The 11,507-nt window shown below is 50.5% G+C and carries 4 protein-coding genes, 2 tRNA genes and 3 rRNA genes; 6 read left to right on the top strand and 3 right to left on the bottom strand.

Translation table 11 applies throughout. From position 1 onward, the window contains the following. Positions 1–206 precede the first annotated feature (206 nt). The 5 genes from H2508_RS06845 to rrf all read left to right on the top strand — a co-directional run bounded on the left by H2508_RS06845 (position 207) and on the right by rrf (position 5,755). A 16S ribosomal RNA gene (locus H2508_RS06845) occupies positions 207–1,740 on the top strand. 96 nt (positions 1,741–1,836) lie between these two features. Further along, positions 1,837–1,913, top strand: a tRNA-Ile gene (locus H2508_RS06840). Positions 1,914–2,036: 123 nt separating this feature from the next. After that, positions 2,037–2,112, top strand: a tRNA-Ala gene (locus tag H2508_RS06835). A gap of 449 nt (positions 2,113–2,561) precedes the next feature. Then, a 23S ribosomal RNA gene (locus H2508_RS06830) occupies positions 2,562–5,464 on the top strand. 175 nt (positions 5,465–5,639) lie between these two features. Continuing rightward, a 5S ribosomal RNA gene (gene rrf, locus H2508_RS06825) occupies positions 5,640–5,755 on the top strand. The 16S, 23S and 5S rRNA genes sit together here with 2 tRNA genes alongside, the layout of an rRNA operon. Positions 5,756–6,416: 661 nt before the next feature. Here the strand turns inward: rrf and H2508_RS06820 are convergent. Together H2508_RS06820 and H2508_RS06815 are read right to left on the bottom strand one after the other, a co-directional pair. Further along, the gene (locus H2508_RS06820; protein ID WP_182170611.1) at positions 6,417–7,259 is read right to left on the bottom strand and encodes a DUF2914 domain-containing protein; all 843 of its coding nucleotides are present in this window, start codon (positions 7,257–7,259) and stop codon (positions 6,417–6,419) included. Between the two features lie 178 nt (positions 7,260–7,437). After that, the gene (locus H2508_RS06815; RefSeq protein WP_328799336.1) at positions 7,438–8,004 is read right to left on the bottom strand and encodes a peroxiredoxin; all 567 of its coding nucleotides are present in this window, start codon (positions 8,002–8,004) and stop codon (positions 7,438–7,440) included. Positions 8,005–8,175: 171 nt separating this feature from the next. Here H2508_RS06815 and H2508_RS06810 point away from each other — a divergent pair, with 171 nt between their 5' ends. Continuing rightward, complete coding sequence (locus H2508_RS06810; protein WP_220463593.1) at positions 8,176–9,051, top strand: bifunctional methionine sulfoxide reductase B/A protein; 876 nt, start codon at positions 8,176–8,178, stop codon at positions 9,049–9,051. Between the two features lie 160 nt (positions 9,052–9,211). On the opposite strand, the gene H2508_RS06805 is transcribed toward H2508_RS06810, so the two are convergent. Beyond that, entirely contained in the window at positions 9,212–11,488 is a 2,277-nt protein-coding gene (locus tag H2508_RS06805) for an Ig-like domain-containing protein (protein ID WP_182170603.1), read from the bottom strand. Positions 11,489–11,507 lie beyond the last annotated feature (19 nt).

Raw genomic sequence — 11,507 nt, 5'->3', positions numbered from 1 at the left:
TTTAACAAGAAGACGAAGACAGATGTGTGGGCACTTGTTGAGATGGTAGTCACGACTATTATCAGACACAACAAGTGACTCATTGATTCATTATGAATTCTTGATTTTTCGATAATTGTGTCTGAGCCGAGATTTGGTCGTTGCCGTGGGGTAACCACGTAAATGACCCCTCTTGTTGGCAGGTATTGCGACAGAGGTAAAAGATTAAACTGAAGAGTTTGATCATGGCTCAGATTGAACGCTGGCGGCAGGCCTAACACATGCAAGTCGAGCGCGAAAGCACTTCGGTGTGAGTAGAGCGGCGGACGGGTGAGTAATGCGCAGGAATCTACCTAGTAGTGGGGGATAACAGCTGGAAACAGCTGCTAATACCGCATACGCCCTACGGGGGAAAGCGGGGGACCTTAGGGCCTCGCGCTATTAGACGAGCCTGCGTTGGATTAGCTTGTTGGTGAGGTAAAGGCTCACCAAGGCGACGATCCATAGCTGGTCTGAGAGGATGATCAGCCACACCGGGACTGAGACACGGCCCGGACTCCTACGGGAGGCAGCAGTGGGGAATATTGCGCAATGGGCGAAAGCCTGACGCAGCCATGCCGCGTGTGTGAAGAAGGCCCTAGGGTTGTAAAGCACTTTCAATTGGGAAGAAAGGTTGTGTGTTAATAGCACTCAACTGTGACATTACCTTTAGAAGAAGCACCGGCTAACTCCGTGCCAGCAGCCGCGGTAATACGGAGGGTGCAAGCGTTAATCGGAATTACTGGGCGTAAAGCGCGCGTAGGCGGTTTGTTAAGTCGGATGTGAAAGCCCTGGGCTCAACCTGGGACCTGCATCCGATACTGGCCGACTAGAGTACGAGAGAGGGAGGTAGAATTCCACGTGTAGCGGTGAAATGCGTAGATATGTGGGGGAATACCGGTGGCGAAGGCGGCCTCCTGGCTCGATACTGACGCTGAGGTGCGAAAGCGTGGGGAGCAAACAGGATTAGATACCCTGGTAGTCCACGCCGTAAACGATGTCTACTAGCCGTTGGGGAACTTGATTCCTTGGTGGCGCAGCTAACGCACTAAGTAGACCGCCTGGGGAGTACGGCCGCAAGGTTAAAACTCAAATGAATTGACGGGGGCCCGCACAAGCGGTGGAGCATGTGGTTTAATTCGATGCAACGCGAAGAACCTTACCAGGTCTTGACATCCTGCGAATTTTCTAGAGATAGATTAGTGCCTTCGGGAACGCAGTGACAGGTGCTGCATGGCTGTCGTCAGCTCGTGTCGTGAGATGTTGGGTTAAGTCCCGTAACGAGCGCAACCCTTGTCCTTAGTTGCCAGCACGTAATGGTGGGAACTCTAAGGAGACTGCCGGTGACAAACCGGAGGAAGGTGGGGACGACGTCAAGTCATCATGGCCCTTACGACCTGGGCTACACACGTGCTACAATGGAGCGTACAGAGGGCTGCTAACCCGCGAGGGGGAGCGAATCCCACAAAACGTTTCGTAGTCCGGATTGGAGTCTGCAACTCGACTCCATGAAGTCGGAATCGCTAGTAATCGTGGATCAGAATGCCACGGTGAATACGTTCCCGGGCCTTGTACACACCGCCCGTCACACCATGGGAGTGGGTTGCAAAAGAAGTGGGTAGACTAACCTTCGGGAGGTCGCTCACCACTTTGTGATTCATGACTGGGGTGAAGTCGTAACAAGGTAGCCCTAGGGGAACCTGGGGCTGGATCACCTCCTTAAACGATAGTGACACGTCTTGATAAGTGTTCACACATTTGTCTTCGTCTTGAACGGTTGATGCGACAGTAATCATGAGCTTCGCTGTGCCTTTTTTTAGGCCTGTAGCTCAGTTGGTTAGAGCGCACCCCTGATAAGGGTGAGGTCGGCAGTTCAAATCTGCCCAGGCCTACCAAATCACTCCTGATCTTCGTCGTGAAGTCACTTGCATAGCAGTATGCGATGCCCTTCGCAGCGCGATCAGCACAGTTTGGTGAACTTGGCAGGTATTGTGATTGCTGCTGGTACACTTTTACTTGGGGCTATAGCTCAGCTGGGAGAGCGCCTGCCTTGCACGCAGGAGGTCTGCGGTTCGATCCCGCATAGCTCCACCACTTCTCGCAAGCTTGTAAGTTATGAGTTTGTTAGGATGGGATCCCCACGCATCGATTGGAATTCAGAAAGAAGCACATTGTCAACAATACTGATGAGTGTGTTTGTTTCTGGTTTTCACAACCGGACAGTTCTTTAACAAGGTAAATTAAGCTGAGTCTTTGGATTCAAGCAAGGCACCAACCCTCGGGTTCGGTGAATTGAAGAATCCTTAGATAATTGTTCTTGATAGCGGGTATCAATTCCCCGCTATCGAAACGAGTTGTTTTAAACAACACTGTGACTTAAGCGTCACAACATCCGGCGGGCAAGAACTTTGATCGGTTCTTGTCTACTAAGTACCTGGCCTGTGTTAAGGGGGTCAGGGAACTGTCTACTTGAACACTGCTTTTGTTGTTAAAAAGCGGTGGATCTCTTGTGCTAACAAGAGAACAGATAACTTCGGTTATATGGTCAAGTGACTAAGCGCATACGGTGGATGCCTTGGCAGTCAGAGGCGATGAAGGACGTTGTAGCCTGCGAAAAGCTTCGGGGAGTCGGCAAACAGACTTTGATCCGGAGATGTCCGAATGGGGAAACCCGCCCAATGTAAGTTGGGTATCCTGCACTGAATACATAGGTGTAGGAGGCGAACGAGGGGAACTGAAACATCTAAGTACCCTTAGGAAGAGAAATCAATTGAGATTCCCTCAGTAGCGGCGAGCGAACGGGGAACAGCCTGCAAGTGATAGCAGAAGGGTTAGTGGAACGGTCTGGAAAGTCCGGCGATAGAGGGTGATAGCCCCGTACACGAAAACGCTTTTGTGGTACTAAGCTTGCGATAAGTAGGACGGGACACGTGTTATCTTGTCTGAAGATGGGGGGACCATCCTCCAAGGCTAAATACTCCTGACTGACCGATAGTGAACCAGTACCGTGAGGGAAAGGCGAAAAGAACCCCGGAGAGGGGAGTGAAATAGAACCTGAAACCGTATGCGTACAAGCAGTGGGAGCACCTTCGTGGTGTGACTGCGTACCTTTTGTATAATGGGTCAGCGACTTATTGTCTGTAGCAAGCTTAACCGCATAGGGGAGGCGTAGGGAAACCGAGTCTTAATAGGGCGCATAGTTGCAGGCAGTAGACCCGAAACCGGGCGATCTATCCATGGCCAGAGTGAAGGTTAGGTAACACTGACTGGAGGCTCGAACCCACTTATGTTGAAAAATGAGGGGATGAGCTGTGGATCGGAGTGAAAGGCTAATCAAGCCCGGAGATAGCTGGTTCTCCTCGAAATCTATTTAGGTAGAGCGTCATGTCTTACCCTAGGGGGTAGAGCACTGTTTCGGCTAGGGGGTCATCCCGACTTACCAACCCGATGCAAACTCCGAATACCTAGGAGTACAATCATGGCAGAAAGACAGCGGGTGCTAACGTCCGTTGTCGAGAGGGCAACAACCCAGACCGCCAGCTAAGGTCCCCAATACCAGTTAAGTGGGAAACGATGTGGGAAGGCTTAGACAGCTAGGAGGTTGGCTTAGAAGCAGCCATCCTTTAAAGAAAGCGTAATAGCTCACTAGTCGAGTCGGCCTGCGCGGAAGATTTAACGGGGCTAAACTGGTAACCGAAGCTGCGGATGCATATTTATATGCATGGTAGAGGAGCGTTCTGTAAGCCGTTGAAGGTGAACCGGGAGGTTTGCTGGAGGTATCAGAAGTGCGAATGCTGACATGAGTAACGATAAGGGGGGTGAAAAACCTCCCCGCCGGAAGATCAAGGTTTCCTGCGCAACGCTAATCGGCGCAGGGTGAGTCGGCCCCTAAGGCGAGGGCGAAAGCCGTAGTCGATGGGAAACGGGTTAATATTCCCGTACTTCTTCATATTGCGATGGAGGGACGGAGTAGGCTAGGTCATCAGGGCGATGGTTGTCCCTGTTTAAGGCTGTAGGCTGACTGCTTAGGTAAATCCGGGCGGTTAAGGCTGAGAGTTGATGACGAGCTCTTTCGAAAGATCGAGCGAAGTGATTGATGCCATGCTTCCAGGAAAAGCTTCTAAGCTTCAGATATGAAGGAACCGTACTGTAAACCGACACAGGTGATCAGGTAGAGAATACCAAGGCGCTTGAGAGAACTCGGGTGAAGGAACTAGGCAAAATGGTACCGTAACTTCGGGAGAAGGTACGCCGGTTTTGGTGATGGGACTTGCTCCCTAAGCTGAGGCTGGCCGAAGTGACCAGGTGGCTGCGACTGTTTATTAAAAACATAGCACTGTGCAAACACGAAAGTGGACGTATACGGTGTGACGCCTGCCCGGTGCCGGAAGGTTAATTGATGGGGTTAGCTTCGGCGAAGCTCTTGATCGAAGCCCCGGTAAACGGCGGCCGTAACTATAACGGTCCTAAGGTAGCGAAATTCCTTGTCGGGTAAGTTCCGACCTGCACGAATGGCGTAACGATGGCCACACTGTCTCCACCCGAGACTCAGTGAAATTGAATTTGCGGTTAAGATGCCGTATACCCGCGGCTAGACGGAAAGACCCCGTGAACCTTTACTATAGCTTCACAGTGGACTTTGACTTTATTTGTGTAGGATAGCTGGGAGGCTTTGAAGCAATGGCGCTAGCTGTTGTGGAGCCAACCTTGAAATACCAGCCTGGTAAAGTTGAGGTTCTAACTTAGGTCCATTATCTGGATCGAGGACATTGTGTGGTGGGTAGTTTGACTGGGGCGGTCTCCTCCCAAAGAGTAACGGAGGAGCACGAAGGTGCGCTAATCATGGTCGGAAATCATGAGGTTAGTGTAAAGGCACAAGCGCGCTTGACTGCGAGACTGACAAGTCGAGCAGGTACGAAAGTAGGTCTTAGTGATCCGGTGGTTCTGTATGGAAGGGCCATCGCTCAACGGATAAAAGGTACTCCGGGGATAACAGGCTGATACCGCCCAAGAGTTCACATCGACGGCGGTGTTTGGCACCTCGATGTCGGCTCATCACATCCTGGGGCTGAAGCCGGTCCCAAGGGTATGGCTGTTCGCCATTTAAAGTGGTACGCGAGCTGGGTTTAGAACGTCGTGAGACAGTTCGGTCCCTATCTGCCGTGGGCGTTGGAGAATTGAGGGAAGCTGCTCCTAGTACGAGAGGACCGGAGTGGACGAACCACTGGTGTTCGGGTTGTGTCGCCAGACGCATTGCCCGGTAGCTACGTTCGGACAGGATAACCGCTGAAAGCATCTAAGCGGGAAGCCCCTCCCAAGATGAGTTCTCCCTGGGAATTTAATTCCCCTAAAGGGCCGTTGAAGACTACAACGTTGATAGGCTGGGTGTGGAAGCGCTGTAAGGCGTTGAGCTAACCAGTACTAATTGCCCGTGAGGCTTGACCATATAATCCAAGTTATTTGCTTGCCGCAAGGCGAGTATGAGTAGACAGCGGATGTTGTGATTAAGTCCAGAGTTGCTAGGCAACTCAGAAAGAACAGACAGCTTAATTTACCGCCTTATTTGGATCAAAGTAGGCCGCACCTACAGTGCCTAAGACCGAAATATCCAAGCCAGTTTGCCTGGCGACAATAGAGCGTTGGAACCACCTGAATCCTTTCCGAACTCAGAAGTGAAACGACGTATCGCCGATGGTAGTGTGGGGTCTCCCCATGTGAGAGTAGGTCATCGCCAGGCTTTAAAAAAAGAAAACCCCCGTAGCATTTGCTGCGGGGGTTTTGTTTTTTTGGATGCGATGATTACTGTCCCGCCCTGATGCAGCCACCGGCTGCCATGTGACAAGGCCTGCACCGCACAGGTGCGGCTTTGCAGCGCCGTAGGCGTCCCGCAGGGATAGCGAGCAGTAGCTCGCTACTGACAGTAGGTCAGCCTTACAGTTGCCCCCGTAGCATTTGCTGTGGGGTTTTGTTTTTTGGGTGTGGTGAATACTGTCCCGCCACGCAGTCACCTGCTGCCATGTGACTTTGCTTAACGTGGTCAGTGAAAAGGCTGAAGCAGTTGCCGATAGTCTAGCTGAAGCTGTCCAAGGGAAGGCTTTGGACTATGGTCTGGTGATGAAGAGCTTCGCTGCACCATCAGTATTGGTCTCGCCCAGTTTGGTCCTGATGGTATAAGTTTGCATTGATTATGGCCGCCGCAGATAGACGTTTATATCTGGCTAACGACAGGGGGCGAAATCAGGTGCTGGGATGTTCTTCTAGGGGGGCTGCTAAATTGACAGAAGTAAGCATTTAGCTAGCGCCGAATATCCTATCAAAGATAGCCGAGCTCACGCTGCATTTATAGTCAGCTCCAGTGACACTGAGCTTAGCTGAGCATGAAGTCTTGCCAGTGAAACTTAGTAATAGAACTCGGCATAGGCGAGCAGCTCGTTTTGGGCTGAGCTCAATTCCACCCGCCAGCGGCCGCTCATTTTTCGGTTCAGTAATTTACTAGAGCTACTGCGCCAGCTATCTGATCCGATATCTACTCGTACCTTGGCGATTTGTTTCTCATTGCGTAGCCAACGGTAGTAGACCGGACTGCCGGCAAGGTCCTTGATATCTGAGAAGGCGTATACTGCTACTGCAGGATCGTCGTCCCCTCCAATTCGTATATCAGCGATCGTCCCTAGCGGCTCTCTGGATTGCATTGCCTTGGACAATACAAAGCGCGCTACCTTTTCAGACAGAATCTTGGTTTCACCAGGGATAAGAGAGGACTCGGTTTGTTGATTGTTAGGCTTAAGCGCAGTGCTGGTACTTTTGGAGTGATCCAAACTGGATTTAGTGCTAGATTCCTTGTCACTGCTATGGGCCTTTTTGAGCACTGAGCTATGATTTGTGGCGCTAATTAAATGCTCAGTACTTTGACTGGCAGTGTTTTCAGCTTCTCCCAATCGCTCAGTTATTTCGATGCTCTGATCTTTTGTTGCCCCATCATCAAAATCTTTATCGACGGCGATTGCCTTATTCGACGCTGGCGCCGTAGTCTGTGTAATTGCAGGCTGCTCTGCTATGGGAGCGACTTCTTCCGTCACGCCCCCTAAGAACCAGGTAATCATAGCGCCAAGAGCAATTACAAGCGCTATAGCAATTAGAATGCGGTCCCAGCGGTAGCCTTGGTAGCTCACTTCCTCAGACTGCGGAGCTGTATTGTTCAGAACGACACGTACTTTGAGTGTATTACTGTCTTGCGTCATTGGATTATTAAAACTTTTCCGGTCATGGGAAGTCAGTGGCGAGGTATTAGGCCCTTTTATCTATAGAGCTTAACACGAGGTACAGCGCTCAGATGAGCTTTGCTAGTTTGCGAAGTGCTTGTTGAAAACGATCACTGCGGTGCCGAGTTTTGCACCGCAGTGAAACAGAGGACAGTAATTAGCCTTCGAAAGGCTTACGTCCAGTGGCTGGGCCTTCTGATTCAGTACCCTTTAGGTATGCCATCATTGTATCAGCATCAGATACTTCAAAGGGATCTACTGGGCAGAGGTCACCAAATTCTGGTTCGACAAAAATCTTTTCGATCTTACCGTCATCAACCAGCATTGAGTAGCGCCATGAGCGCATGCCAAAACCTAGGTCAGATTTGTCGACTAGCATGCCCATTTTACGGGTAAACTCGCCGTTTCCGTCGGGTAATAGGAAAATGTTCTTGTTGTTTTGTTGCTTACCCCACTGAAACATCACAAAAGCATCATTAACTGAGAGGCAGATGACTTCGTCAATGCCCTGGGCCTTAAACTCATCGTAGAGTTCGTCATAGCGGGGCAGATGCGAAGATGAGCAAGTGGGAGTAAATGCACCCGGCAATGAGAACAAAACGACTTTCTTACCAGCAAAAATATCTTCAGTCGTCTTATCTTCCCAGCGGAAAGGGTTAGGGCCCTCAACGCTTTCGTCCCTGACTCGAGTCTTAAATACTGCGTGTGGAACACGTCCTTCAATGACCATATAAACCTCCAGTGGTAGGGTAGTAAAATAGTCCTGCACTCTATCAATAGGCGTCTTGCAATCAAGCGCCCGAACAATAGAAGATTAGACTTTAACATCGCTTGAATGGAGCATAAACCTAATTATGCAGTCCAAGCTATGGCAACTATAGTAATGAGGCCTCAAATGAGCAGTAATGATTGGAACGACCTTAGTCCAGAAGAGCACTATGTGATTGTAGAAAAAGGCACTGAAGCTCCATTCACTGGCAAGTATAACGATTATTTTGAAGGTGGGCTTTACGTCTGTAAGCGCTGCCAGGCGCCACTTTATCGATCTGAGCATAAGTTTCCCTCACATTGCGGCTGGCCAAGTTTTGACGATGAGATTGCCGGCGCAATCAAACGTGAGCCCGATGCTGATGGCAGGCGTACAGAAATACTCTGTGCCAATTGCGACGGCCACTTAGGCCATGTTTTTGAAGGTGAAATGCTCACCGCTAATAATATTCGCCATTGCGTTAACTCCCTGTCGATGGATTTCGTCAGTCATGAAGAGCAACTGGCCACAGCTGGCAAAACCTTGCAAAAAGCCTATTTTGCTGGTGGCTGCTTCTGGGGGGTCGAGCACCTAATGAGACAGCAAGAAGGTGTTCAGGATGTTGTTTCAGGTTTTATGGGGGGGCATACAGAGAACCCGACTTATCGTGAAGTCTGTGAGCAGCCGACCGGACACTTAGAAGCAGTTGAAGTGAGCTACGATCCTTCGATAGTCAGCTTTGAAACCCTGACCAAGCTGTTCTTTGAAATTCACGACCCGACCCAAGTCAATGGGCAGGGGCCAGATATTGGCCCGCAATATGCGTCAGCGATTTTTGTTAGGGATGACTCAGAGCGTCAAAACGCCGAGCAGCTGATCGAGGTATTACGCCAAAAAGGCCTTCATGTAGCGACCCGTATCTTGCCCGCTAGCCGTTTTTGGAAGGCAGAGGAATATCACCAGAACTACTATGCCAAGACGGGTAAGACGCCTTACTGCCATGTTTATACGAAGCGCTTTTGATTAGAGACTTAATAAAGTGCGATAGGATGTAACTTATCGACCAAGTCAGGCAGTATTGAATTGTTCCAACTTAACTAAAAGGCCACGTAATTACTTACATGGCCTTTATTTTGTGATTGCTTTTACCCCAACTGACAACTGAGTGGAGTGGTGGTCTTCTTTAACCGCCAGGGCTAGTTGTTAAGTCTGAGTCAGTTGGTGGTGCATTAGACTGGCAGCCAAAGCTTTCAGTGTAAGGTGCACCATCTTTAGGGTTGAGAGTAATAATAACGTTACCCCGTTCGCCATTACCACCAGTCTCCAGGGGGAAGCCAAAGGCCCCGTAACTGGCGGTGCTTGGGACTGTAAATTGGGTCGGGCTGATAATTTCACAACCGCCGCTAGTGCTGATAGTTATTGTAGAGCCCGCGGGTGGCTTGTTGTTAAAGGCATCAGACACGTAGACCATGTACTGACTACCTTCTTGAGTTCCCTGCATGACGCTTCTTCCACGTGTTAATAAGAAGTCCCAGCCGTAGCTGTCGCCGCCGGAGAGAATGAGATAGGTTTGCGCCCTGACATTGACTAGCTCTCGACTACACCAGATCCCATCTCCTTCGCGGGGACATAGCAAACCATTATAGAGCGCTGGGTTGTTGTTTTTGTTGTACTTCTGGTCATTGTTGAAATCGACAAATGTTTCTTCGTTGCCTGATATACAGGCCAGGGCCTGAGGATTGTTGGCGCAAAAAGGTTCCGCAGGGTTGAAAATGCCATCTTCGTTATGATCGATGAAGGCTTCTGGTAAGTTTTCAAAAAGGTCCCTTTCTGCTTCATCCATAATGCCGTTGCCGTTGCGGTCAACAAATGACTCTTCACCAATGGCTGTCACTAGGATAGTAGAGCGACCGCCGCGCACAGGGCCTAGGTCATCCGGACAGGGGCCTGTTCTGCCATTATGGCTCTTACAACTGTAACCGTTGGGATCATTGATTCTACGGATACTGTTCAGGCTGCTACTCAAGGTCGGGAACCTTGGCTCACCACTGGTCCATAAAACGCTACAGCTACCGGGATTTGGTCCGCCACAGCTTCCAGCTCGCTCACCGTTGCGCGTACCCGTAGAGCACGAAGGGTCAATGGTGCCGTACTCGGTGGTGAAGATGGCGCTAGTGCCGTCTATTACCGGGTTATTGAACTTGTCAGCCATGCGCACAGTGATACAGCGTTCGACGCCGTCCACGGTTAAGCCATTTTCCACTACGAAGCCATCTTGTACTGATAGGCTGATTGAATTTTGATCGGGAAGGCCTGTGCTAACGGTTAGTATGTTTGAAACGGTGGATAGGCTAGTTCCTGAGCCATCACCAGCATTCACAGATGCGATCACCCGAACGACGGTTGAAACATCACCGGAAAACAAAGTCACTTTGACGAGGCCGTCGCTATCGCTAATAGCTGAAGAGGGGGTTAATGATAAACCTCCAATGCTTGTGGTCAGAGAGAAATCGACTTTAACATTAGGTAAGGGGTTATTGTTTGAGTTGATCACTTGGAAAGTCACTAAAGAAGACTCTGGGCGTTCGTTACCTCCGCCAGTGCCTTTAAGAACGATCAGCTCAGGCTCGGCACTGACAAACAACAAGCTATTGGCTCGAGGGGAGGCAATATTCAGAGTCCCGAACGCCACGCCGTCGCCGTCCATAATGCGGGCTGTAATTTCATCATCGCCACTGCAGCGGCTAGCCTTATAGGTGGTACGGATATAGCCGGTAGTGGTACTTATAGGGGCACTGGGGTCAAGCGAAGCGTCACTCTTAGCTAGGCAGGTGCTATTGAAGGTGACAGTTTCTTCTGTTGTGACTGGGCTGCCATCTTCATCCACTATAGCCAGAGAAAGCTCAGCTGCACCCTGGTAGACAAGGCTGGACTCTGGATTGATGCCGATTTCATTTTCAATGAATACGCCGTCTTTAAAGTGACCTAAACGAAGGCCTGCCGTGTCAACTTGGTAGTTGATAGCGGCCTCGGTTGGTACATTGTCCGTATTTGTGACACTCACCGTGACAGACCCTGCACCTAAGGTAGCACCCGCTTCCAGAGTGAAGGTAGCAAAGCCGTTGGCGTCACTCAGGGCGGTAGCAGGTGCCACATTACCTAAGTCTGTTGCAGCACTGACCACCACATCAGGGATGGCTTTGCCGTTGGGGCCTTTGTTGGTCACTCGCACTGAGAGGGTGGCTGGCTTGGTTGTCGTGACAGTGCTGGTTGGCTCACCAGTGGCATCCAGTAGCTCCAAGGTAAGGAAGTAGGGCGCTGCGTTACTGCCATCGCCGCCACCACCGATAAAGCCGCCGCCATCGCTGCCTCCGCCTCCGCCTCCGCATGCCGTGACGATAAATAGTGTGGCAATTAATGCCGTAAGACGGTTAGTCAGTGTGGCAAACCGAGTGATCATTTATTTCCCCTTACATACC

Origin of the sequence: Sediminihaliea albiluteola, from assembly GCF_014077625.1 — a bacterium.
GTDB lineage: Bacteria > Pseudomonadota > Gammaproteobacteria > Pseudomonadales > Halieaceae > Sediminihaliea > Sediminihaliea albiluteola.
The sequence above is the reverse complement of the archived record's forward strand: the minus strand, read 5'-3'. Positions and strand labels throughout refer to the sequence as shown.

Bases quoted from the DNA above. Each gene is read 5' to 3' on its own strand.
- H2508_RS06820 (WP_182170611.1), bottom strand. From the start codon at position 7,259: ATGACGCAAGACAGTAATACACTCAAAGTACGTGTCGTTCTGAACAAT.
- H2508_RS06810 (WP_220463593.1), top strand. From the start codon at position 8,176: ATGAGCAGTAATGATTGGAACGACCTTAGTCCAGAAGAGCACTATGTG.
- H2508_RS06805 (WP_182170603.1), bottom strand. From the start codon at position 11,488: ATGATCACTCGGTTTGCCACACTGACTAACCGTCTTACGGCATTAATT.